19 protein-coding genes and 1 tRNA gene are annotated in these 23,446 nt (G+C 59.3%); 17 read left to right on the top strand and 3 right to left on the bottom strand.

What is annotated here, in order from left to right; all coding sequences use genetic code 11:
- Nucleotides 1-173: 173 nt before the first annotated feature.
- Nucleotides 174-923 carry an SDR family NAD(P)-dependent oxidoreductase gene (locus FYJ40_RS06505; RefSeq protein WP_154517176.1) on the bottom strand — a complete coding sequence of 250 codons (750 nt, stop codon included), beginning with the start codon at nt 921-923 and terminating at the stop codon, nt 174-176.
- A gap of 214 nt (nt 924-1,137) precedes the next feature.
- On the bottom strand, nt 1,138-2,481 hold the full coding sequence (locus tag FYJ40_RS06500) for a homoserine dehydrogenase (protein WP_154517179.1): 1,344 nt from the start codon (nt 2,479-2,481) through the stop codon (nt 1,138-1,140).
- Nucleotides 2,482-2,731: 250 nt separating this feature from the next.
- Between FYJ40_RS06500 and FYJ40_RS06495 the strand changes: the two genes are divergently transcribed.
- From FYJ40_RS06495 to FYJ40_RS06460, 8 genes are all read left to right on the top strand, one after another.
- On the top strand, nt 2,732-3,898 hold the full coding sequence (locus FYJ40_RS06495; RefSeq protein ID WP_154517182.1) for an ABC transporter substrate-binding protein: 1,167 nt from the start codon (nt 2,732-2,734) through the stop codon (nt 3,896-3,898).
- Between the two features lie 269 nt (nt 3,899-4,167).
- Nucleotides 4,168-5,355: an ABC transporter substrate-binding protein gene (locus tag FYJ40_RS06490; protein WP_154517185.1), complete on the top strand. Its 1,188-nt coding sequence runs from the start codon at nt 4,168-4,170 to the stop codon at nt 5,353-5,355.
- A 139-nt stretch (nt 5,356-5,494) separates the two neighbouring features.
- Nucleotides 5,495-6,376, top strand: coding sequence for a branched-chain amino acid ABC transporter permease (locus tag FYJ40_RS06485; RefSeq protein ID WP_154517188.1), 882 nt, complete (start codon nt 5,495-5,497; stop codon nt 6,374-6,376).
- A 9-nt stretch (nt 6,377-6,385) separates the two neighbouring features.
- Nucleotides 6,386-7,465, top strand: a complete 1,080-nt coding sequence (locus tag FYJ40_RS06480) for a branched-chain amino acid ABC transporter permease (protein ID WP_154517191.1) — start codon at nt 6,386-6,388, stop codon at nt 7,463-7,465.
- Nucleotides 7,455-8,315: an ABC transporter ATP-binding protein gene (locus FYJ40_RS06475; RefSeq protein ID WP_154517194.1), complete on the top strand. Its 861-nt coding sequence runs from the start codon at nt 7,455-7,457 to the stop codon at nt 8,313-8,315. The genes FYJ40_RS06480 and FYJ40_RS06475 overlap by 11 nt, the downstream gene beginning before the upstream one ends.
- Before the next feature lie 12 nt (nt 8,316-8,327).
- Nucleotides 8,328-9,029, top strand: a complete 702-nt coding sequence (locus tag FYJ40_RS06470; RefSeq protein WP_154517240.1) for an ABC transporter ATP-binding protein — start codon at nt 8,328-8,330, stop codon at nt 9,027-9,029.
- Nucleotides 9,030-9,152: 123 nt separating this feature from the next.
- Nucleotides 9,153-9,830, top strand: a complete 678-nt coding sequence (locus tag FYJ40_RS06465) for a copper homeostasis protein CutC (RefSeq protein WP_154517197.1) — start codon at nt 9,153-9,155, stop codon at nt 9,828-9,830.
- Nucleotides 9,831-9,833: 3 nt separating this feature from the next.
- On the top strand, nt 9,834-10,631 hold the full coding sequence (locus FYJ40_RS06460; protein ID WP_370450629.1) for a DUF4931 domain-containing protein: 798 nt from the start codon (nt 9,834-9,836) through the stop codon (nt 10,629-10,631).
- A 30-nt stretch (nt 10,632-10,661) separates the two neighbouring features.
- Here the strand turns inward: FYJ40_RS06460 and FYJ40_RS06455 are convergent, their stop codons facing one another.
- Nucleotides 10,662-11,660, bottom strand: a complete 999-nt coding sequence (locus tag FYJ40_RS06455; RefSeq protein ID WP_154517200.1) for a bile acid:sodium symporter family protein — start codon at nt 11,658-11,660, stop codon at nt 10,662-10,664.
- A 275-nt stretch (nt 11,661-11,935) separates the two neighbouring features.
- Here FYJ40_RS06455 and recJ point away from each other — a divergent pair, with 275 nt between their 5' ends.
- The 9 genes from recJ (at nt 11,936) to rplT (ending at nt 22,874) form a co-directional block, all read left to right on the top strand.
- Nucleotides 11,936-15,223 (top strand): single-stranded-DNA-specific exonuclease RecJ, encoded by a 3,288-nt coding sequence (gene recJ / locus FYJ40_RS06450; RefSeq protein ID WP_154517203.1) that lies wholly within the window; start codon nt 11,936-11,938, stop codon nt 15,221-15,223.
- A gap of 14 nt (nt 15,224-15,237) precedes the next feature.
- A complete protein-coding gene (locus FYJ40_RS06445; protein WP_154517206.1) occupies nt 15,238-17,598 on the top strand; it encodes a bifunctional (p)ppGpp synthetase/guanosine-3',5'-bis(diphosphate) 3'-pyrophosphohydrolase in 2,361 nt (786 codons plus the stop codon).
- Between the two features lie 86 nt (nt 17,599-17,684).
- Nucleotides 17,685-18,368: an MBL fold metallo-hydrolase gene (locus tag FYJ40_RS06440; RefSeq protein ID WP_154517209.1), complete on the top strand. Its 684-nt coding sequence runs from the start codon at nt 17,685-17,687 to the stop codon at nt 18,366-18,368.
- A gap of 194 nt (nt 18,369-18,562) precedes the next feature.
- Nucleotides 18,563-19,429 (top strand): class II fructose-1,6-bisphosphate aldolase, encoded by an 867-nt coding sequence (gene fba, locus FYJ40_RS06435; protein WP_154517212.1) that lies wholly within the window; start codon nt 18,563-18,565, stop codon nt 19,427-19,429.
- A gap of 253 nt (nt 19,430-19,682) precedes the next feature.
- Nucleotides 19,683-21,116 (top strand): transglutaminase-like domain-containing protein, encoded by a 1,434-nt coding sequence (locus FYJ40_RS06430; protein WP_154517214.1) that lies wholly within the window; start codon nt 19,683-19,685, stop codon nt 21,114-21,116.
- 39 nt (nt 21,117-21,155) lie between these two features.
- Nucleotides 21,156-21,242, top strand: a tRNA-Leu gene (locus FYJ40_RS06425).
- 432 nt (nt 21,243-21,674) lie between these two features.
- On the top strand, nt 21,675-22,244 hold the full coding sequence (gene infC, locus FYJ40_RS06420; protein WP_006234423.1) for a translation initiation factor IF-3: 570 nt from the start codon (nt 21,675-21,677) through the stop codon (nt 22,242-22,244).
- Nucleotides 22,245-22,276: 32 nt separating this feature from the next.
- Nucleotides 22,277-22,468 carry a 50S ribosomal protein L35 gene (rpmI, locus tag FYJ40_RS06415; RefSeq protein WP_006234422.1) on the top strand — a complete coding sequence of 64 codons (192 nt, stop codon included), beginning with the start codon at nt 22,277-22,279 and terminating at the stop codon, nt 22,466-22,468.
- A 46-nt stretch (nt 22,469-22,514) separates the two neighbouring features.
- Nucleotides 22,515-22,874: a 50S ribosomal protein L20 gene (gene rplT, locus FYJ40_RS06410; RefSeq protein ID WP_006234421.1), complete on the top strand. Its 360-nt coding sequence runs from the start codon at nt 22,515-22,517 to the stop codon at nt 22,872-22,874.
- Nucleotides 22,875-23,446 lie beyond the last annotated feature (572 nt).

Here is a 23,446-nt window from a genome sequence, read left to right as displayed (position 1 = left end):
GGGGCGCATTTTCCGAAACATGGCCCTGAGGGAAGCTGTGTCCCGTTCGGAGCTGAAATACCGGGACGCTGTTTCCCTTACAAACAGAAGAAGGCGCGCTGTCTGCGGTTGATGCAGGCAGCGCGCCTTTTGCGTTGGGCCTCGTTGAGGTTCGAAGTCGTGGCTTGCGACCTTTAGGAGCGGGCGGCTCCGTCGACGGGGAGCACGGCGCCCGTGACGTAGGAGGACATGTCGCTCGCCAGGAAAACAAAGGCGTTGGCGACATCCTCGGGCTCGCCCATGCGACCCAGCGGAATGATGGCGATGATGGGCTTGATGACCTCTTCGGGCAGGTTGGCGACCATATCGGTCTTGGTTACGCCGGGTGCGACGGCATTGACGCGAATGCCCATGGGGGCGAGCTCGCGCGAGAGCGACTGGACCATGCCGTTGACGGCAAACTTGGACGTGGGGTAACCGACGCCGGAGGGCTGACCGTACTTGGCGACCATCGAGCTCGTGGTGGTGATGGTGCCGCCGTGGCCGGCCTCGGTCATAATCTTGGCGGCCGCCTGGTGACCGTTAAAGACGGCGACGACGTTGAGGTCCATGACTTTGGCGAACTCCTCGGCCGTGTAGTCCAAAAGCGGCGAGCGCTGGGAGATGCCGGCGTTGTTGACGACCGTGTCCAAGCCGCCCATGTCGGTTGCAGCCTGGGTAAAAGCCTCGGTTACGGCCTCGAGTGAGGTGAGGTCGCAGGAGCGGCCCCAGACCTTGGCGTCGGGATAGGCGGCCGCCAGCTTCTCAACGGCCGCGTCGGCAGTCTCCTGGCGCGAGCCAAAGACGGTGACTGCGGCACCCTCTTCGATAAAACGGCAGGCGATGGCATAGCCGATACCGCGCGTGCCTCCGGTGACGATCGCTTTCTTGCCCTCGAGCAACATAGTGTTTCCTCTCATCGCGGGCGGACATTCTCAGCACAGCGTAGCGGTAGCCGGAATCGACCGCGTTTGCATATCGGTGAACGGCAGCGCGCGTTACCGATGAGCGGCTCGCGCAAATGTGCTCTGCCGTTGTGCTTAGGGCAGGAGGCAAAAGGGCTCCCGTCCCACATCGGACGGGAGCCCTCAAAGCGCGTATTGCTGGGCGAGCGTTGGGTTAGTTGGCCATGACGCCTTCGGTCCAGGCCTCGACGTTCTCGATGCGCAGGACGTTGGCGACCTCGGCCACGCAGTCGACGCTGGCAAGCTCGGCGGCGGCAGCCTGGACGTCCTTCTCGAGCGCGCGGTGCGTCAGGAAGATGACCGAGCAGGCATCGCTGACGCCCGACTTGCCGTCCTCGACCTGGTTGATGAGCGAGATCGAGATGTTGTGCTTGGCAAAGATATCGACCGTCTCGGACAGGGCACCCACGCGGTCGGCGACCTTCAGGCGCACATAGTACTTGGTCTGGAGCTCGTCCATGGGCTTAAAGGCGAGGTTGTGGCCATAGGGCTCAATCTCGGGCAGCGGAGCCACGCCGCGGCTGATCTGCTCGGAGAGCGACAGGATATCGCCCACGACGGCGCTCGCGGTGGGGAAGGAGCCTGCGCCGGCACCGTAGAACATGGTCTCGCCCACGGCGTCGCCTACCACGTAGACGGCGTTCATGGCGCCGTTGACCTTGGCGAGCATGTGGTCGGCGGGGATCAGCGTGGGATGCACGCGGACGTCGACGCCGGCCTCGGTGTTGCGGGCGATGCCGAGCAACTTAATGGTGTAGCCGAGCTCGCGGGCCTGGGCGATGTCCTCGGCGCCGATGGTGCGGATACCCTGCTGGTACACATCATCGGTGGTAACGCGGGTGCCAAAACCGATGGAGGCGAGGATGGCCGTCTTGCTGGCGGCGTCGAAGCCGTCGACGTCGGCGGACGGGTCGGCCTCGGCGTAGCCCTTGGCCTGCGCGTCGGCAAGCACGTCGGCGTAATCGGCGCCCTCGGCGTCCATGCGCGACAGGATGTAGTTGGTGGTGCCGTTGAGGATGCCGGCGATGGTCAGGATCTTGTTGCCCACCAGGTCGTGCTCGAGCGTGCTCACGATGGGGATGCCGCCGCCGCAGCTGGCCTCGCACTTAATCTGCACGCCGCACGCGCGCGCCTTCTCGGCAAGCGTCTCGACGTGACGGCCCAGCAGGGCCTTGTTGGCAGAGACGACGTGCTTGCCGTGCTCAAAGGCGGTGGTGAAGATCTCGGTCGCGGGATGCTCGCCGCCGATCAGCTCGACGACGATATCGACGGCGGGGTCGGTAACGACGTCGTGCCAGTCACTCGTAAAGGCCTCGCGCTCAATACCGGCTGCCTCGGCCTGCTCCCAGGCAAGCGCGCAGGCGCGGGTCAGCTTAAGGTCGATGCCGTAGGCGGCCAGGTACTCATCGTGGTGGCTCTTGATCAGACGGGCCACGCCGCCGCCGACGGTTCCCAGACCGATCAGACCGACGTTCACGGTGCGCAGGGGTTCGCTCATAGATAGCTCCTTCGTGCATCTTATAGATTGATTGATCAAGTAATGTTGAGTGCATTCTAGCGTGAACCGAGAGCGCGCGCTCGCCAGGCAACAGGAGTCGCACAAAACGGCACCCCCGAAACGCTGCGGAAACATTGGAAACATGCTCGCTACAAACGAACTTCCGTAACAAACTGTCAACGTTTGCGCCATAAGGTTTGCCCCGTACCGCAAGACGGCCGCACCGCGGCCAGCGAAAAAGGGGGACACCATGTTCAACATCAACAGCACGCTCAGCCGTAGGAACTTTCTCGCCGGCGCCGCGGCGCTCGGCAGCGCTGCCGCACTCGCTGGTTGCTCGTCGGGTGGCTCAGACGGCGGCTCCGCCGATGGCGGTAAGACCTTCAAGATCGGTGTCATCGGCCCTCTGACCGGCGCCGCGGCAACCTATGGCGTTTCGGCCGAGAAAGGTGCCAAGCTCGCCGCCAAGGATTTCTCGACCAAGGATCTCAAACTCTCGCTTAAGTCCGAGGATGACGTCGCCGACGGCGAGAAGGCCATCAACGCCTTCAATACCTTGTGCGACTGGGGCATGCAGGCGCTCGTCGGCCCCGTCACGACTGGTGCCGCCGTCGCCGTCTCGGGCGAGATCGCCGACGATATGCTCATGGTCACGCCTTCGGCCTCGTCGCTCGACGTCACCAAGGATAAGACCACGGTCTTTCAGGTTTGCTTCACCGATCCCACCATGGGCGCCAGCGCCGCGAAGTTCCTGGCCGAGAAGTATGCAGACGCCAAGATCGCCCTGTTCTACAACTCCGGCGATACGTATAGCTCGGGCGTTGCCGACGCTTTTGCCGAGCAGGCCAAGGCGTCCAAGCTCGATATCGTCGATACCGAGACCTTTAAGGACGACTCTTCCACGAGCTTTACCAACCAGCTCACCAAGGCCAAGGAGGCCGGCGCCACGCTTATCTTTGCCCCGATCTATTACACGCCGGCGTCCGTCCTGCTCAAGAACGCCAAGGACATGGGCTACGACATGACCCTCATGGGCACCGACGGCATGGACGGCCTGCTCTCCGTTGAGGGCTTCGACACCTCTCTTGCCGAGGGCGTGCTGCTCATGACCCCGTTCTCTGCCGACGATGAGAAGAACGCCGACTTCGTCAAGGCATATAAGGACGCCTACAACGAGACGCCCAACCAGTTTGCCGCCGATGCTTATGACTGCATCCACGCGATTGTCGAGGCAATCGATGAGGCGGACATCGACATTACGGTCGACGGCGCCGACATTGCCGGCGACCTTGCCAAGGCTATGCGCAAGATCAAGATTGAGGGCCTGACAGGCGAGCTCACGTGGAACGACGAGGGCCAAGTCGAGAAGCCCGCTACGGCCTATGTGATTCAGGACGGCAAGTACATCGCCGCCTAAGTGCATATAACGAGACCGGTGGGGCCATGTTATTCAGGGCAGGAAAGCTTGTAACAAAACGGAAACATTACTTTCACACAATAAAATCTTTAAACTGTATAAACCGAAAGAAATACGCATAATTATGGATAAATGGACAAGGCAAAAGAAAAGTTGAAATAATCGCCACTTTTCTCAACTAAAGCGTCTACTATTTTGCGAGCGCCGAAGACGGCGGAGGATGGCCTGTCGGGTAACCGAAACCCGACGAGATTTGAGAGGAGAGCCGCATGTCGAGCCTCACCGGTAAGTCATTGAACCCTGTTATGAATCGCAGGAGCGTTATCGCGAGCGCAGCAGGTCTGGGGGCGATGTCCATTCTAGCTGGCTGCTCCTCCAACGGCGGCGACAGCGGTTCCGCTTCGAGCGACGCTTCGTTTAAGATCGGCACCATTGGCCCGCTGACCGGTGCCGCCGCGTCTTACGGCAAGTCCGTTACCCAGGGCGTCGAGCTTGGCTGCAAGGACTTCTCCACCAAGGAGCTGCCGCTTGCCAGCAAGGCCGAGGACGACCAGGCCGACGGCGAGAAGGCCGTCAACGCCTTTAATAACCTGCTCGACTGGGGCATGCAGGCCCTCGTCGGCCCGACCACCACGGGTGCGTCGGTTGCCGTTGCCGCAGAGTGCGGTAACGACCCCAAGACATTCATGATCACCCCGTCCGCGTCCTCCGAGGACGTCACCGACGGAAAGGATTGCGTCTTCCAGGTTTGCTTTACCGACCCCAACCAGGGCGTCAACGCTGCCAAGTTCCTGGCAGAGAAGTATGCGGACGAGAAGTTCGTGCTGTTCTATAACTCCGGCGACGCTTATTCTTCGGGCATTGCAGATTCCTTTAAGGCCCAGGCCGCTGAGTCTAAGCTCGAGATTGTTGACGAAGAGACCTTTAAGGACGACTCCGCTACGAGCTTTACCAACCAGCTGACCAAGGCCAAGCAGGCCGGCGCCACCATGATCTTTGCGCCGATCTACTACACGCCGGCGTCCGTCCTGCTCAAGAACGCCAAGGACATGGGCTACGACGTCAAGATGATGGGATGCGACGGCATGGACGGTATCCTGGGCGTCGAGGGCTTCGACACCTCTCTTGCCGAGGGTCTGCTGCTCATGACCCCGTTCTCCGCCGACGACGAGAAGAACGCCGACTTCGTCAACGCTTACAAGGATAAGTACGGCGATACCCCCGACCAGTTTGCCGCCGATGCCTACGACGGCGTGCACGCGGTGGTCGAGGCCCTCAAGGAGGCCGGTCTTGGTGTCGACGCCGACCCGACCGAGGTCGCCGAGAAGCTGCCCAAGGCTATGCTCAAGATTACCGTTGACGGTCTGACCGGCAAGCTCTCCTGGAACGACAAGGGCCAGGTCCAGAAGGATCCTACGGCGTATGTCATCACCGACGGCAAGTACGTATTGGCCTAATAGGCCGCCTTACATAGAGCGGTTTTGATCCCAAGCAGGGGAGGTTTTCGCCTTCCCTGCTTGCTTGGTATCTGGGGACAACGTAACGTCCCTGTTTCATACATCAACTGGAAACCTATTCGAAAGGGGGATGTGGAACATGACGGTCTTTATCCAATACCTGGTCAACGGCCTGTCCATGGGCAGCGTCTACGCCATCATCGCGTTGGGCTACACCATGGTCTACGGTATCGCCAAGATGCTCAACTTCGCTCACGGCGATGTCATCATGGTCGGTGCCTATGTCTCGTTCTGCGCCACGTCGTATCTCGGCCTCCCGGGCTGGGCATCTGTAGTTCTCTCTTGTGTGGTCTGCACGGTTCTCGGTGTTCTCATTGAGGGTCTGGCCTATAGGCCGCTGCGCCAAGCAGGCCCGCTGGCCGTTCTGATCACGGCCATCGGTGTGTCCTACTTCCTGCAGAATGCCGCGCAACTTCTGTGGGGCGCCACGCCCAAGAACTTCACTTCGCTCGTCACCTTCCCGGTGCCGGAGTTCTTGGCCAAGTTCAACGTAAGTGCCGTCTCGCTCGTCACCATCGTCGCCTGCCTGGTTATCATGGCCGGTCTGATGATCTTTACAGGTAAGACCAAGATGGGCAAGGCCATGCGCGCCGTGTCCGAGGACAAGGCCGCCGCTCAGCTCATGGGCATCAACGTCAACCGCACCATCTCGATGACGTTCGCCATCGGCTCCGCCCTTGCCGCCATCGCCGGTGTGCTCCTGTGCTCCTACTCGCCGGTTCTGCAGCCCACCACGGGCGCCATGCCTGGCATCAAGGCCTTCGACGCTGCCGTTTTCGGCGGTATCGGCTCCATCCCCGGTGCCTTTGTCGGCGGCATTCTCATCGGCATCATCGAGGCGATGGCGCAGGCTTACATTTCCACGAGCCTTGCCAACTCCATCGTCTTTGGCGTTTTGATCATCGTTCTGCTCGTCAAGCCTGCCGGCCTCTTGGGCAAGTACGTACCCGAGAAGGTGTAGGTGAGCGTTATGAAGTTTCTTACAGACAAGCAGACGCGTCACGACTTTGTCACGTACGCCATGTGCGTTGTGGCGTTCGCCATCGTGTTCTTTATGCAGTCTAACCACATGATTCCGCGCATGATTGTCGGTCAGCTGGTTCCCATCACGGCCTATATCGTCATGGCCATCTCGCTCAACCTCGTCGTCGGCATCGCGGGCGACTTGTCGCTGGGCCACGCGGGTTTTATGAGCGTCGGCGCCTATACGGGAATCGTCACCGCCGTCGCGCTGGAGAGCGCCGTTCCGTCCGACCCGGTGCGTCTGATCATCAGCATTGTGGTCGGCGCTATCGCCGCCGCCATTCTGGGCTTCCTGATCGGTATTCCGGTTCTTCGCCTGAGCGGTGACTACCTGGCCATCGTAACCTTGGCCTTTGGCGAGATTATCAAAGAGATCGTTACCTGCCTCATTGTGGGCGTCGATTCCCGCGGCCTGCACGTGATCTTTAACATCACGGGCAATTCCACGATCGACGACCTACACCTGCTCGAAGACGGCACCGCTATCATCAAGGGTGCCCAGGGCGCATCTGGTGTTTCGACCTACTCGACGTTCCTTGCTGGCGCCATCCTGGTTATGGTTGCGCTCGTGATTGTGCTCAACTTGGTCCGCAGCCGCACCGGTCGTGCCATCATGGCCGTGCGCGATAACAAGATCGCTGCCGAGTCCGTGGGTATCTCCGTCACCCAGTACCGCATGATCGCCTTCGTGGTCTCCGCCGCTCTCGCCGGTGCTGCCGGAGCCCTCTTCGGCGGTAACTTCTCGCAGCTCTCCGCCACTAAGTTCGACTTCAACACGTCGATTCTCATTCTGGTGTTCGTGGTCCTGGGCGGTCTGGGCAACATGCGCGGTTCCGTCATCGCGGCGGCGCTGCTCACGGTGCTCCCCGAGCTGCTCCGTCAGTTCTCGGACTACCGCATGCTCATCTACGCCATCGTGTTGATTCTGGTCATGGTCTTTACTAACAACCCGCAGCTCAAGGCGTTCTTCGCGCGCATTAAGGACCGCATTGCTTCCAAGAAGGAGGTGGCAACCGATGCCCAGTAATTTTGAGTTCAACAAGGGCAAGATGGTCCCGTATCCTTCTGGCGCCATCGTTCCCGACCGCGACCTGGGCGAGCGCCCGGCGCTCGAGTGCATCCACCTGGGCATTGAGTTCGGCGGCCTTAAGGCGGTCGACGACTTTAGCCTGACCATCGGTAAGACCGAGATCGCCGGTCTTATCGGCCCCAACGGCGCCGGCAAGACCACGGTCTTCAACCTGCTCACCAAGGTGTACCAGCCCACGCACGGCACCATCCTGCTCGACGGTGAGGACACCTCGGGCAAGTCCGTCTACCAGGTCAACCGCATGGGTATCGCTCGTACCTTCCAAAACATCCGCCTGTTCAACACCATGACGGTGGAGGACAACGTAAAGGTCGGCCTGCACAACCAGGAGCGCTACTCCGGCTTTGAGGGCGTGCTGCGCCTGCCGACGTATTGGAAGCACGAGAAGGCCGCCCATGAGCGCGCCATGGAGCTTCTGTCTATCTTTGATATGGAACATCTGGCAAACGAGCAGGCCGGCTCGCTGCCTTACGGCGCTCAGCGTCGTTTGGAGATCGTCCGCGCGCTTGCCACCAATCCCAAGCTACTACTGCTCGACGAGCCTGCCGCCGGCATGAACCCGTCCGAGACTGCGGAGCTCATGGCGAACATCGTCAAGATTCGCGACACCTTTGGCATTGCCATCATGCTCATCGAGCACGACATGTCGCTCGTCATGAATATTTGCGAGGGTATCTGCGTGCTTAACTTTGGCAAGGTCATCGCCAAGGGCACGGCCGAGGAAATCCAGAACAACGAAGCCGTTATTGAGGCTTATCTGGGCAAGCAGGATAAGGGGGAGAACTAAATGGCAGAGCCGATGCTTTCCGTCTACAACATCAACGTCTGGTACGGCGCCATCCACGCCATTAAGGACATCTCCTTTAACGTTAACGAGGGCGAGATCGTTGCCCTGATTGGCGCTAACGGCGCCGGCAAGTCCACGACGCTCAAGACTGTCTCGGGCCTGCTGCGCTCCAAGACCGGCTCCATCAAGTTTATGGGCGAGGACATTATCCATACGCCCGCCGACAAGCTGGTTGGCAAGGGCCTGTCTCAGGTACCCGAGGGGCGTCGTGCCTTTTTGCAGATGACGGTCGAGGAGAACCTGGAGATGGGTGCCTATACACAGCCCAAGTCCACGGTTGCCCCGGGCCTCGAACGTGTTTACGAGCAGTTCCCGCGCCTGAAGGAACGCCGTCGCCAGGTGGCCGGCACCCTTTCGGGCGGCGAGCAGCAGATGCTCGTTATGGGTCGTGCCCTTATGAGTAACCCCAAGCTGCTCATGCTCGACGAACCCTCCATGGGTCTGGCGCCGATCCTGATCGAGCAGATCTTCCAGATTGTCGAGGATTTGCACAAGGCCGGCACCACGGTGCTCCTGGTCGAGCAGAACGCGCAGATGGCGCTTTCCATCGCCACACGCGGCTACGTGCTCGAGACCGGCAAGATCACCATGACCGGCACCGGCCAAGAGCTGCTGCACGACGACAACGTTCGCAAAGCTTATCTTGGTGGTTAATCCATCCAGTAATAGGGGCGCTGACCAACTCGGTCAGCGCCCCTTTTGAAATGATCCGTTGGCTTGGTATTTAAAGTGCGACAATGCCGTGTGGAAATTCAAGTGTCATCTGGGGGTCTATCTATGCTGTACGAGTTTTGTGCCGAGAACTTTGAGCGGGTGCCGGCGGCCATTGCGGCCGGTGCGGGACGCATTGAGCTGTGCGACAACCTTGCGGTTGGAGGCACCACGCCCTCGGCCGGCGTTATCAGCGCTACGACCAGCTATGCTCGCGAGCACGATGCACGGGTGATGTGCATGATCCGTCCGCGTGGCGGCGACTTTCACTACAACCAGGACGAGCTGCGCATGATGGAGATGGACTTGGGCCTTGCCGTAAGTGCCGGCGTCGATGGCTTGGTCTTTGGCTGCTGCAAGCCTTGTGCCGGTGGATGGGCGCTCGATGAACTTGCGTTGGGCGCCCTTGTGATGGCTGCGGGCTGCGCGACCGAGGAGTGCAAGCGCGAGCCCATCGACATCACCTTTCACATGGCGTTTGACCAGCTCTCGCCCGAGGCTCAGCTCGACGCGATTGACACGCTCGCCGACTGCGGCATAACGCGCATCCTGACGCATGGCGGTGCCGCCGGCACGCCGATTGAGGACAACCTGGAGCATCTGTCGCACCTTATCGACTACGCGAACGATCGCCTGACCATCCTTCCCGGCGGCGGCATTTCCACGGCCAACCGCGATACCGTGGCTACGGCACTGGGCGTCTCCGAGCTCCATGGCACCAAGATCGTGCCGCTGGAGGTATAACCCGTGCCCCTGGTATTTGACGTTGAGCAGGCGAGCGGGAAGCCCGACGACAACCGGCGCCCTGGCACCGCGTGCCCCTTTTGCGATACCGAGGAACTCGCCAATATCATCCGGCGCGACGGTGACTGTATCTGGCTCGAGAATAAGTTCAAGACCCTGCGCGCCACCCGTCAAACCGTGCTGATCGAGTCGGCCGACCACGACGCAGATCTGGTGACCTATGCGCCGGACGAGCTGCATCATGTGATGCGGTTTGCCCTGGGTTGCTGGCAGCAGATGATCGATTCACAGCAGTATCGAAGCGTGCTCATGTACAAGAACAAGGGTCCGCTCTCGGGCGGTAGTCTCGTTCATCCGCACATGCAGATTGTGGGTTTGGAGCAGGAAGATGGCTATGCTTCGCTGACTTCCGCCAATTTCGAAGGCATCAATGTCTGGCAACAGGGGAGAATTGCGGTCAACATCTCAACCGAACCGATTATGGGGTTCTTTGAGGTCAACGTTTCAGCTCCGCGGGGAATCGCCGCCAGCGATGACACGCGGGACCAAGCCGAGGCGGATCTCTTCGCCGATGTGATCCAGGTAGCTCTGCGTTATATCCTAAACGAGCACCACGGTGGCCGTGCAGATTCGTACAACTTGTTCTTCTATCACCTGGGCGGTCGGACCATTGCCAAGGCGCTGCCGCGTTGGGTGGTTTCGCCCTACTTTGTCGGCTATCGTTTGGTCCAGGTCAATGCCGAGACGACGCTCGATATCGATGCTGAGCGTCTGCGCGCGCATCTGGAAACGCTCATATAGCAAGACTAACACCCGCGTAATGCGGACAGCCTAGCGTGCCATGGCGTCGCGGCCGGCCTCGACGCGCTTGCGCTGGGCAGCGCGCTCCTCGCCGGTTAGACGCTCAAAGAGATGCCCGATAAGCGAGGCAAGTACCTGCTGAAACAGCGTTCCGCACATGACGGGAAATACGACTTCGCCCGGAAAGTATTGCGTGGCGATGACGGCGCCCGAAGAGATGTTGCGCATGCCGCAGGTAAAGCACATGGTAGTCGTTTCGCTATACGGCAGATGCAGTGCGCGGGCGACCAGAATACCGACGACAAAGCCGCTGATGGCGAAGATCAAAATAAAGAGGGCGACTTCCAAGCGCACCGCGTTCATGTGCAGCACGTACTCGCTCATGGCGGTGGAGTTCGACGCGATAACACCCATCATCATGAACTTGCAGGCGGGCGAGAGCGCGGGGGAGAGCTTCTCGTGTCCCCATCCGCGCGTGAGTTCGTTAATCACGATGCCGAGCAGGGCGGGGATAGCGATCATGAAGGCCATGTTCTTCATCATGCCCGGCACGTCGATCGAGACGGTGGCGCCCAGCAAGAGCTTAAGCGTGAGCGGAATCGTAACGGGAGAGATAACCGAGGACGTCAGGATGATGGTGAGCGCGAGCGGGCCGTTGCCGCCGAACATGCTAATCCACATAAAGGCAGTGACTGCCACAGGTACGCTGTACTCGAGCACGATACCGCAGACTAGGTTGGGGTTGGAGCCAAAGAACAGCGACCCCATGGCATAGGCTGTTATGGGAATAAGCACCGCCGAGACCAGCAGCGCCAAAATCAGGTGCAGCGGACGGCGGAATACTTCGGCTACCTGATGGAAGGTGTTGCTGAGGGCACCTTGGAACGTCATAAAGGCAAACAGGGTGGGGACGATGGGCTTGAGTACGCCGATCTGCTGGGGAAAGAACACGCCAAGCGTCACGCAAATCGGAACGATGATCTGCATATGCCCCGCGAGGAACTTACCCAGTCCAACCCATTGCTTCATATGCGCTTGTGACTCCCTTTGCTCGTGAATCCGTTTTGAATGGATATGCTAGACGCTCGCATGCGTCCGTGTGGCTGAAACGCCCGATTATTTCGAGGGTATTACCGCCCTCGTTTATCGAAACCACGGCGTGCTGGACGTTGTGCGTCCGCGCCGCACGGTATAATAAATCCGTTCAACAGATCTGCCTGCCGAAGCGGGCATACACAGAGGACTCATCGCTATGAACCGTGAGAGGTATCGCGGCGACCTGCCCCTATCGGGGGTGGGCGCCTTTGTCATCGCTTAAGACAACGCATCGCTGGGCGGTCGCTCAGCAAAACCCCGAGCTCGAAAAGGAGCTTTCGGCTGGCCTGGGCATACCCGGGCTGGTGGCGCGCATTATGGTTGCGCACGGCATTACATCCATCGAGGAAGGCCAGCTTTTTCTGACGCCTTCGCTCGATCGCGACTGGGCGGACCCGCTCGTTATTCCGGGTATGGCGGTCGTCGTCGACCGCGTTGAGCGTGCTATTCGCAGCCACGAGCGCATCGCCGTCTTTGGCGATTTTGACGTCGACGGCATTACGTCGACTTGTCTGTTGACCGAGGCGCTGCGTTCGTTTGGCGCCAACGTCACGCCGTTTATTCCGCATCGTTTTGACGAGGGCTACGGCCTGTCGCGTGCGGCGCTCGACCGCGTTAACGAGCTCGCTCGCCCCCAGCTGATCGTGACCGTCGATAACGGCATTGCCGCCAAGGAAGAGGCCTCCTATCTGGAGAGCCTGGGGATCGATTTGGTGGTCACGGACCATCACGAGCCGTCCGACCAGGTGCCGCAGGGCGTGCCCCTGACCGACCCCAAGCTCGAGGACAAGGGTCCCTCGCGCGAGCTTGCCGGTGCCGGCGTGGCACTCAAGCTGGTGCAGGTCCTGGGCGAGCGTTTGGGCAAGCCGTCGTATTGGCGTTCGCTGATAGAGGTCGCGGCGCTGGGCACCGTGTCCGACATGATGCCGCTTACGCCCGAGAATCGCGCACTGGTCGCCGAGGGCATCCAGCAGATGCGCGCGACGGCCCGTCCCGGCTATATCGCGCTTGCCGCACTTGCCAAGGCCGACCTTTCTACCATTACGGCCGACGGCTTGTCGTTTTCGCTCATCCCCCGTCTGAATGCTGCCGGCCGCATGGCCGATCCCAAGCTGGCGCTCGACCTGCTGCTTGCCCGCGACCCCATCGAAGCGAGCGCGCTTGCCGCCGAGCTCGAGGAAATCAATCGCCAACGCCGCGAGATCGAGGCCGAGCTTACGCGCGATGCCATGGCGAAGGTCGAGGAGACTTATGACGGCGGGCGCGCAATCGTCGTGGGCGGCGAGGGCTGGCACGAGGGCGTCAAGGGCATCGTGGCGAGCCGCTTGACCAATCGCTATCACGTGCCGGCGCTACTCTTCTCGATCGAGGATGGCGTTGCGCGCGGATCGGGCCGCTCGGTGGGCAAGATCAACCTGTTCGACGCCGTCGAGCGTTGCTCCGACCTGCTGATTCGTCGCGGCGGGCATGCCGGTGCGGTGGGTGTGACCATCGAGGCATCCAAGCTCGATGAGTTCCGCCGTCGCCTTTCGGCCGTGCTATCGGAGCTTCCCGCCGAGGACTTTGAGGACACTGACGAGGTTGCCGCCACCGTTGATCTCTCCGAGCTAAATATCGAGACCATCGAGCAAATTTCCCGTCTTGAGCCGTTTGGCCAGGGCAATAAGGTGCCGCTTCTGGCCGCCGAGGGCGTGACGATGTGCGATCGCGCCGTGGTGGGCAAAACCGGCGAGCACATGCGCTTTGTGGCGACCGATGGTGCCGCGAGTGTGCCGGCCATCATGTTCCGCGTGCCGCAGATCGATAGGCTCATCAATTGCGACAGCGCCGTCGACTTGGTGTTCGAGGCCGTGGCCGAGCATTGGCAGGGACGTGTGAAGCCCAAGCTCATGATCAAAGATGTCTTGGTGCGCGATACCGCGGCGCCCAATATCGACGATCCGGCATGTGAGCTTCGCCGCGGCGTGCAACCGGCGGATTCTGGTCTGCGCCTGGAGTCGCGTAAACGCGAGACGCTCGCCCAGCTTTCTTATACCGAGCTCACGCGCTCGCTTATCCATAGCTTTATCGGCTCGAACCAGCCGCATCGCGCGCAGGTCGAGGCACTCGACGCGCTTGCCGACCATCAGAGCGTTTTGGCCGTTATGGGGACGGGGCGTGGCAAGTCTCTGATTTTCCATGTGCATGCCGCGCGCGAGGCGGTTCTTCGCGGGCGTGCGAGTATTTTTGTCTATCCTCTGCGTTCGCTCGTTGCCGATCAGGCCTATCACCTTTCCTCGACGATGGCCGCGCTCGGCATTGGTGTCGGCGTGCTGACTGGCGAGACCGTGGAGGCCGTACGCGATGACGTGTTCGCCGGCCTTGCTTCGGGTCGCACCGGTATCGTTCTCACGACGCCCGAGTTCTTGTCTATCCACCGCGATCGATTTGCGCGTTCTGGACGTATTGGCTTCGTTGTTATCGATGAGGCGCACCATGCCGGTCTTGCTAAGGGTGGTGACCGGAGTGCATACCTCGATATGCCCGATATTCTTAAAGCCCTGGGCGACCCCGTTGTCATGGCGGCAACGGCTACCGCGACGGCTCCAGTTGTGGCAGAGCTTGCTCGCGTATTGCCGATTACCAGCACGGTGGTCGACGAGACCGTTCGCGAGAACCTACAACTCGAGGACGATCGTGACCTTGCGAGCCGTGAAAATCGCCTGGTTTCGATCGTTGCGACGGGGGAGAAGACCGTCATCTACGTGAACTCGCGCGACCAGTCCGTGGCGCTTGCCAAGACGTTGCGCAAACGTGTGCCCGACTGCGCGACCCATATCGCGTTCTATAACGCCGGGCTTGCGCGTTCCGATCGCCGACGCGTCGAGGAGGCGTTTCGAGATGGCAGCCTGAGCTGCATCGTTTCAACCTCGGCCTTCGGTGAGGGCGTCAACCTGCCCGATATCCGCCATGTCGTGCTCTACCACATGCCGTTTGGCGCGATTGAGTTTAACCAGATGAGTGGCCGTGCCGGCCGCGATGGGCAGCCTGCCGTGATTCACCTGCTCTATTCGTCTCGTGACGCTCGTATTAATGAGCGCCTGCTCGATTGTTACGCGCCCGAGCGCGATGAGCTTGTCACGCTCTATCGGGCGCTGCAGACCATGTGGCGCTCCAATCGTGGCAAGACGGGGGACGATTCATTCTGCGCAAGCGATATCGACATTGCGCAGATGTGCCTTGCAATCGACGCGCGCACGCCGGTCGATGAGCGTTCGGTGGCAAGCGGCTTGGGAATCTTCGAAGAGCTCGGTTTCTGTCACGTTTCGGGGTTTGACGATACCCGTCGCATCGCGATGACCGAAAACCCCGGGCGCGTGCAGTTGAGCAGGTCGATCCGCTATTTGGAGGGCTTGCGCTCGCGCATGGAGTTCTCGGCTTTCCGGAGTTGGGCACTCGATTCGTGCGCTTCTGATATGCTTACCAAAATTAACCGCCCGATCGTACCGCGGGCCTAGGGAAGGGGACCTCGATGGATGCCGCAGCCCGTACCGCCCATGATTCCGCCCTCCAGCCCTTTTCGGAGATGGAGCACTATACGCATGCCGATGATCTGCCGCCCGAGATTATGGCGGACAGCTACGACAAGCTGGAGCGCCTGTGCCTTAAATATATGAGTGAGGATGACTTCTCCAAGGTGGAGCAGGCCTACTGCTTTGCTGCCGAGAAGCACTGCAACCAAAAGCGGCGCTCGGGTGAGATGTACATTAACCATCCCGTCGAGGTGGCTATCATTTTGGCCGACCTTAAGATGGACTGCGATGTGGTGTGCGCTGCATTGCTGCACGATACCGTCGAGGATACCGATACCTCGCTTGCCGATGTTTCGGGTCTGTTTGGCGAAACCGTGGCAGAGCTCGTCGACGGCGTGACCAAGCTCACCAACATCGAAGTCGACAACATGGACGAAAAGCAGGCGCTTACGCTGCGCAAGATGTTCCTCGCCATGTCCAAGGACATTCGCGTCATCATCGTCAAACTCGCCGACCGCCTGCATAATATGCGCACGCTTGCCGCCCTGCGCGAGGACCGCCGCCTGTTTAAGGCGCGCGAGACCATGGATGTGTATGCGCCCCTGGCCGACCGCCTGGGCATGAGCTCTATCAAGTGGGAACTCGAGGATCTGTCCTTCTTCTACCTTGAACCCGACGCTTACCAGCGCATCGCCCGCATGGTGGCAGAGTCACGCGAGGTTCGCGAACGCTTTCTGGCCGAGACTATCAAGACGCTTACCGATGAGCTCGACCGCATTGGCCTTGAGGGTTTTCAGATCAACGGTCGTTCCAAGCACTATTGGTCCATCTATCAAAAGATGAAGCGCAAGGGCAAGGAGTTCTCCGAGATTTATGATCTGGTGGCGCTGCGCGTCATCACCCATTCGGTGCGCGATTGCTATTCCACGCTTGGTGCCGTGCATACTTTGTGGCATCCCATGCCCGGTCGTTTTAAAGACTATATCGCCATGCCCAAGGTCAATAACTACCAATCGCTCCATACGACGGTTATCGGCCCCACGGCCCGTCCGCTCGAGATTCAGATTCGAACCTACGAGATGCACGAGCAGGCCGAGTACGGCATCGCCGCCCACTGGCTATATAAGAAATCGGGCGGATCGTCTGCCTCCAAGACCAACGACGCACAGCGTCTGGACGATCAGATTAACTGGCTCAAGCACTCGCTCGATTGGGCAGCCTCTGACGAGATCACCGATGCCAAAGAATATCTGCACTCACTGAAGGTCGACCTGTTTGACCAGGAGATTTTTGTCTTTACGCCCAAGGGTGAGGTCATGGCGCTTCGTGCGGGCTCTACACCGCTCGACTTTGCCTACGCTGTTCATACCGAGGTCGGCAACCACTGTGTCGGCGCCAAAATCAACGGTGCGGTGGCCCCGCTCACGCACGAAATCAAGACGGGTGACCGTGTCGAGATCCTGACTAACAAGAGCTCCAAGCCGTCGCGCGATTGGCTCAAGATCGTCAAGACGCCTTCGGCCAAGTCAAAGATTCGCCGTTACTTCGCCGCTGCGACCAAAGACGATGACGCTGCTGCCGGTCGCGATATGCTGGCCAAGGACCTGCGCAAGCGCGGGTACGGCATCTCTACGCCGCGATCCACGCGTGCACTCAATGCCGTGGCGGAGCAGTTTAACTTCAAGCAACTCGAGGACTTGTTCGCAGCCGTTGGCGCGGGCAAGGTCGCCCCGCGTGCTGTGGGCAATAAGGTCGAGCAAATCTTGGATCCCAAGCCCGAGGAGCAGCTCACCAAGGCCGAAGCCATCGCTGAGGTCGTCAAGCAGCCTGCCCGCGGTTCCAACCGCAAACCGCAAAAGCGTGGCAAGAGTGCAAGTAACGGCATTATCGTCAAGGGCGAGAGCAACAGCGGCCTGCTGGTTCGTCTGGCGCATTGCTGCAATCCGGTGACGGGCGACGACATCGTGGGCTTTATCACGCGCGGTCGAGGCGTCTCGGTGCATCGTGCCAACTGCCCCAACGTCAAGGGTCTCATGGAACACCCCGAGCGCATGATTGACGTGGAGTGGGATGGTGCTGCCGATACGCTTTTCCAGGTCGAGATCGTGGTCGAGTGCTTGGATCGTATGGGCTTGCTCAAGGATGTCACCATCGCCATTGGCGATGCAGGCGGAAATATCCTTTCCGCCGCTACCTCGACCAACCGCGAGGGCATTGCGACCCTGCGCTTTATGGTCGAGATTTCGGACGCGAGCGGTCTGGATCCGCTGCTGGCATCCATCAGCAGTGTCGACTCGGTCTATGACGCACGCCGTCTGATGCCTGGCGAGGGTGGGGCTCAGCTTAAGCGTCGCGTATAGGCGTGACGAACGCACAACGGTAATGATATTGGCTACGTTCGAGGCATCGTTTGATGCCTCGACGCTTGTAGAAGGAGGACGTGCTCATGGTCACTGCGGCTTTGGACTTAACCCCTCGGGGTACGGCTTCGATTGAGGCGCTTGTAAACGGCCCCATTCAGACCAACAGTTACGCCGTAATCTCGAGCGGCGAATGCCTGATTATCGATCCGGCCTGGGAAGGTGAGCGTCTTGTGGAATATATCTATGCCAAGCATCCTGACGCGCACGTGCTAGGCGCTGTCTGCACCCATGGCCATGCCGATCACGTAGGTGGCGTTGCCGGAGCGCGAGCCGCCGTCGGTAAGGGTTTCCTATATGAGTTAGGTGCGAAGGACGTGTTGGTATCTCGTGAGAATATCGAGGAGCAGCGAGCGATGTGGGGCATCGATACGCCCGATCCGGGCGAGCCGACGCGATTGCTTGCTGAGGGCGATACGATTGGATTGGGTGATATCTGCCTGCAGGTGATCGAGACGCCCGGTCACACACCGGGTGGCATTGTCTTGTTCGCCGCCACCGAGCAGGGAAGCATCGCCTTTGTTGGCGACACACTGTTCCCGGGCAGCCACGGCCGCACCGATCTCGCCGGTGGAGACGAGGCGGCGATTCTGCGCTCGCTCTCCAAGCTCGCCCAGCTGCTTCCAGCCGATACCGTTTGTTTAACGGGGCATGGTGATTCGACCACTATGGCGCGCGAGCTCATGCAGAACCCTTTCATGCAGATGTAGCTTTGTAGTCAGCTGCTTAAGCACGAGAAGTGTCCAAACGTCAAGATATTTTCCCCAACGGGCCGATTCCGTAGGGCAAACGGTCAAAAAAAGTCTGTTTGGACGATATTCGTGAACAAACGAACGTTTACGCTCGGGTACGCCGTGGTAAAATCTCATGCGTTATCGGAGCAACCTTACAGGAGGTTTCTTTTATGCTCGTCAACGCAGCAGACATGCTCAAGAAGGCCGAGGCCGGCAAGTATGCTCTCGGTGCCTTCAACACCAACAACCTCGAGTGGACTCTGGCTATTCTCCAGGCCGCCGAGGAGGCCAAGTCTCCGCTGATCCTTCAGTGCACCGCTGGTGCCGCTAAGTGGATGGGCGGTTTCAAGGTCTGCGCCGACATGGTCAAGGCTGCCGTCGAGGCCACGGGTGTTACCGTTCCCGTCGCCCTTCACCTCGATCACGGTTCTTACGAGGACTGCTTCAAGTGCATCGAGGCCGGCTTCACGTCCATCATGTATGACGGCTCTCACGAGGAAACCTTCCAGCTTAACCTCGATCGCACCAAGGAGCTCGTTGAGCTTGCCCATTCCAAGGGCATGTCCATCGAGGCCGAGGTCGGCGGCATCGGCGGCACCGAGGACGGCGTGACTTCCAACGGCGAGCTCGCTGACCCCGCTGAGTGCAAGCAGATTGCTGACCTGGGCGTCGACTTCCTCGCCTGCGGCATCGGCAACATCCACGGCGTGTATCCCGCCGACTGGGCCGGTCTTTCCTTCGAGCGTCTGAGCGAGATCAAGGCTCAGACCGGCGACCTGCCCCTCGTTCTGCACGGTGGTACCGGCATCCCCGAGGATCAGATCAAGAAGGCCATCTCCCTGGGCATCTCCAAGATCAACGTCAACACCGACCTGCAGCTTGTCTTCGCTGCCGCCACGCGTGAGTACGTTGAGGCTGGCAAGGATCAGCAGGGCAAGGGCTATGACCCCCGCAAGCTCCTGAAGCCCGGTCGCGAGGCCATCGTTGCCCGCACCAAGGAGCTCATGGAGGAGTTTGGCTCCGTCAACAAGGCGTAAGTAGCGGTTTAACTTCCCGCCGGAGGCCCCGTTTCCCCTACGCTGTTTCCCTCGCGCTCACCTGGCTTCGCCAGAAGTCGCGCGATGGAATCAGCTCCGGGGAAACGGGGCCTCCTTCGTTAACTCGCTACAGGGTTACTGGGCTGAATTATTTATTTGACTACCGTTCAGCGGTGTTGATGGCTCCCTTGTTGGGGCTTTCTTTTTATGTCGGTACAATGGTCTCGGGTTGTCGTTCTGCGTGGGAGTGGTTATGGCTGTCGTTAATGTTTTGCCTGCCGATGGAAAGGTTGTTGCCGAGGGCCCCGTTGGTTGCTCTGTTGATGTTTGTTGTGATGATTTCCGGCATCTCGACATTGGATTGCCACCTGAGATCCTTCGTCTCAAGGACGCCGGGTACCTGGCGCAGGCTGTTGCGGCTTGCGACCGTCTTTTGGAGCAGAGCCCTGATCCCTCGTTGGCCGCTTGCGTTCGTGCCGAGCGGTATCGCATGATCGAGACGTCGTTTCATTTTTCGGTGTCGCGCGATCAGGCTATTGCGATGATCCGCGAGGAGTGGCCGGAGTTTACCGAGGATCAGTTTGACGACCTAATCGATCGCAAACGCATCGACTGGCGCTTTATCGATGGTGAACTGTTCGTTCTCGACAACTTCCTTGATTCTTTGCGTGTGTATCCCAAGGAGGTTCCGGGCCTGCGTCCCGATTCTACGGATGGAACTGCGCTGCGCAACCAGATGCTTAAGAAGATGGAATCACAGGGCGGGCTGTCTCGTGCCATTACGCTTAAAGCATCCGTGTCTGTTCCCGGTGCTCTGGAGGGGGAGGCCGTTCGCGCGTGGCTTCCCGTTGCCGCAGCCTGCCGCCAGCAGTCTCATATCGAGATTCTCGATATGACGCCGGAGGGGGTCCTTGCTCCCGCGAACGCTTTGGCGCGTACCGCCTCGTGGGTTTCCTCGGCTGATCGATCGTTCTCAGTGACCTATCGTTATCTGATTGATGCCGCTTATTGCGATATCTACGGGGGAGCGCTTCCGGCGCATCCGTGTATGGACGCGCCGCTGCCCAAGGATATTTCCGAGGACCGACCGCATATTGCATTCACGCCGTATCTGCAGCAGCTGACCGAACATGTTATCGATGGTCTCGAGGATCAGCTCGACCGCGCTCGGGCTATCTATGATTATTTGACGCATCATATCGACTATCGATACCAGCCACCGTATCTGCTTCTGGGCTCTATCGCCGATGACTGCGCGCATTCGCTTCGCGGTGACTGCGGTGTTATGGCACTCACGTTTATCACCATGTGCCGCATCGCCGGCGTGCCCGCACGTTGGCAGAGCGGCCTGTACGTTGCGCCCGACTCGGTGGGCTCGCATGACTGGGCGGAGTTCTATACACCGCAGACGGGTTGGCTTAACGCCGATGTCTCGTTTGGATCCTCGGCACGCAGGATGGGGGAGGAATGGCGCCGCCGCCACTACTTTGGCAACCTCGATCCATGGCGCATGGTGGCAAACTGTCGGTTCCAGGCAGAGTTTGAACCCGTCTTTGACGGTATGCGTGAGGACCCCTACGATAACCAGATGGGCGAGGCCTCGGTCGACGGTCGCGGATGCCGTCAGCGCGAGATGCTCCGCACGGTCGAACTCATCGAAATGCTCGAAGTTCCATTTTCGGACTAATCTACGGAAAGCTGTGATAAACTAACTCACGCAATACGTGCCCGAGTGGCGGAATTGGCAGACGCAGTGGACTCAAAATCCACCGTTGGCAACAACGTGCGAGTTCGAGTCTCGCCTCGGGCACCATACATGCAAAAGAGCGTTCAAGGGGGTCGAGGCCCCCTTTTTCGTGCCGAACTCGCGTGAGCGCGCGGAGCGTTAAGCAAACAGGCCTGTGGCCTGTTTGTAGCGGAGCGTGGCGAGGGCGCCATGCGCCCGAAGCCCGGGGCTTCGCGAAGCGAAGGCCCTTCGAGTCTCGCCTCGGGCACCATACATGCAAAAGAGCGTTCAAGGGGGTCGAGGCCCCCTTTTTCGTGTACGTAATGTGATAACGAGCGGTACGTGTTATTATCGCCAAGGCGTTGTTTCCGCAATGCCCTAAAGAGGAACCCGAGGGTTCCCACCTTTTGGCGCCAATGAGCAGCTGACTGGTCATACAACTTAGATTCTCTTCCTCATATCGAGGATGTCTATGTGTACGACCTGGTTGCAAAAAAGCGCCGGGTTATTTTTTTATGAATGGAGGTAGGGAAAATAGCTAAGTCTGATGACACCCGCATCAACGACGAGATCACTGCATCTTCGTGCCGTTTGATTGGCGTCGATGGCTCTCAGCTCGGCCTGTTCGCCATCCGCGATGCCCAGCGCGTCGCCGACGATCAGGGTCTCGACCTTGTCGAGATCGCTCCCAACGCGGAGCCGCCGGTCTGCAAGGTCATGGACTACGGTAAGTTCAAGTACCAGCAGGCCATGAAGGCCAAGGCTGCTCGTAAGAACCAGTCCAAGGTCGAGGTTAAGGAAATGAAGTTCCGACCCAAGATCGACGTTGGCGACTACGAGACCAAGAAGGGCCACGTTCTGCGTTTCCTCAAGAAGGGCGCACGCGTTAAGATCACCATCATGTTCCGCGGCCGTGAGATGGCTCACCCGGAGCAGGGTCTTAACGTTCTCGAGCGTCTCGCCGAGGATCTTAAGCCTTACGCTACGGTCGAGTCCAAGCCTAAGATGGAAGGCCGTAACATGCTTATGCTGCTCGCCCCGATTAAGGGCGCCTTTGATGAGGATAAAGCGGCAAGTGATACTAAGTAACTAGTGTTCTGTAACCGATTAAGGAGTATTTCATGCCTAAGATGAAGTCCCACAGCGGCACCAAGAAGCGTTTCCGCAAGACTGGTACCGGCAAGCTTATGCGCGCCAAGGCTTTCAAGAGCCACATCCTGAGCAAGAAGTCCACCAAGCGTAAGCGTGGCTTCCGTCAGGAGACCGAGATCGCCGCTGCCGACCGCAAGGTCATCAAGTCGCGTCTCGCCTAAGTTAGCGTTCCCGTTTTTCGTTTAACCGTCTAGGAGTTGATAGAACATGGCACGTATTAAGCGCGCTGTTGCCGCCAAGAAGAAGCGCCGTACCGTTATGCACCGTGCGAAGGGTTACTACGGTGCCGCTTCGCGTACTTACAAGCATGCTAAAGAGCAGGTCCAGCACTCTCTGCAGTATCAGTACCGTGACCGCCGCAATAAGAAGCGCGAGATTCGCTCTCTCTGGATCACCCGTATCAACGCTGCTGCTCGCCTGAACGACATCTCTTACTCTCAGTTCATGCACGGCCTGAAGGTCGCCGGTATCGAGCTCGACCGCAAGGTCCTGGCTCAGATGGCTTACGAGGACATCGAGTCTTTCAACGAGCTGGCTACCATCGCCAAGAAGGCTCTCGAGGCCTAATTGATTCTCTTGAATCGCTAGGGGAGTGTCGCGCTGTGCGCGGCGCTCCCTCTTTTTATCTAAGGCGCTGGTTTATATAGCAAAAGCGCGGGTAGATAGACACTTACAGGTGACCGATCTTTATATATCTCTTAACCGAAGGGTCATCATCTGATACGTGCAGTATTTCTGCACCAGCCTTTCTATTACTTATATAGAAAGCGATATATTGTGTAGGACTTATGAAGAGTGGAATTGACGTCCCACATCGCTTCGCGGTCTGGCAATATATCTCCTTGCCGCGCGGCCCGGTCGGACCGGATGAGACGCGCAGGCGTGCACCTTGAGAACCGGATACTGCGAGGATGGACACACCAGATGTGTCGCATCCGGGCAGACATCGAACCATTTGAAATGGTCTGACTTGGATTCGTTTTTCGCAAGGCCGCCGAGAGGCGGCCCCGAGAATTCCTTTTCCTATCTAACAGAACCATATGAATCGAACGGAACCGATCAGCGATGACTGAGAGGACCGGACGGGCTCGAGGCCCAAACATATTTGGACGGAGAGTTCGATCCTGGCTCAGGATGAA

Origin of the sequence: Collinsella sp. WCA1-178-WT-3 (M1) (assembly GCF_009696325.1) — a bacterium.
GTDB lineage: Bacteria > Actinomycetota > Coriobacteriia > Coriobacteriales > Coriobacteriaceae > Collinsella.
This window is presented reverse-complemented; position numbering and strand designations above follow the sequence as displayed.

Excerpts from the sequence above, each read along its gene's own strand:
- FYJ40_RS06465 (WP_154517197.1), top strand. The coding sequence starts at position 9,153 with ATGCTGTACGAGTTTTGTGCCGAGAACTTTGAGCGGGTGCCGGCGGCC.
- FYJ40_RS06470 (WP_154517240.1), top strand. The coding sequence starts at position 8,328 with ATGCTTTCCGTCTACAACATCAACGTCTGGTACGGCGCCATCCACGCC.
- FYJ40_RS06500 (WP_154517179.1), bottom strand. The coding sequence starts at position 2,481 with ATGAGCGAACCCCTGCGCACCGTGAACGTCGGTCTGATCGGTCTGGGA.
- rplT (WP_006234421.1), top strand. The coding sequence starts at position 22,515 with ATGGCACGTATTAAGCGCGCTGTTGCCGCCAAGAAGAAGCGCCGTACC.
- FYJ40_RS06485 (WP_154517188.1), top strand. The coding sequence starts at position 5,495 with ATGACGGTCTTTATCCAATACCTGGTCAACGGCCTGTCCATGGGCAGC.
- infC (WP_006234423.1), top strand. The coding sequence starts at position 21,675 with ATGGAGGTAGGGAAAATAGCTAAGTCTGATGACACCCGCATCAACGAC.
- FYJ40_RS06455 (WP_154517200.1), bottom strand. The coding sequence starts at position 11,660 with ATGAAGCAATGGGTTGGACTGGGTAAGTTCCTCGCGGGGCATATGCAG.
- FYJ40_RS06490 (WP_154517185.1), top strand. The coding sequence starts at position 4,168 with ATGTCGAGCCTCACCGGTAAGTCATTGAACCCTGTTATGAATCGCAGG.
- FYJ40_RS06505 (WP_154517176.1), bottom strand. The coding sequence starts at position 923 with ATGTTGCTCGAGGGCAAGAAAGCGATCGTCACCGGAGGCACGCGCGGT.
- FYJ40_RS06475 (WP_154517194.1), top strand. The coding sequence starts at position 7,455 with ATGCCCAGTAATTTTGAGTTCAACAAGGGCAAGATGGTCCCGTATCCT.
- FYJ40_RS06480 (WP_154517191.1), top strand. The coding sequence starts at position 6,386 with ATGAAGTTTCTTACAGACAAGCAGACGCGTCACGACTTTGTCACGTAC.
- fba (WP_154517212.1), top strand. The coding sequence starts at position 18,563 with ATGCTCGTCAACGCAGCAGACATGCTCAAGAAGGCCGAGGCCGGCAAG.
- FYJ40_RS06445 (WP_154517206.1), top strand. The coding sequence starts at position 15,238 with ATGGATGCCGCAGCCCGTACCGCCCATGATTCCGCCCTCCAGCCCTTT.
- FYJ40_RS06440 (WP_154517209.1), top strand. The coding sequence starts at position 17,685 with ATGGTCACTGCGGCTTTGGACTTAACCCCTCGGGGTACGGCTTCGATT.
- FYJ40_RS06495 (WP_154517182.1), top strand. The coding sequence starts at position 2,732 with ATGTTCAACATCAACAGCACGCTCAGCCGTAGGAACTTTCTCGCCGGC.
- FYJ40_RS06430 (WP_154517214.1), top strand. The coding sequence starts at position 19,683 with ATGGCTGTCGTTAATGTTTTGCCTGCCGATGGAAAGGTTGTTGCCGAG.
- rpmI (WP_006234422.1), top strand. The coding sequence starts at position 22,277 with ATGCCTAAGATGAAGTCCCACAGCGGCACCAAGAAGCGTTTCCGCAAG.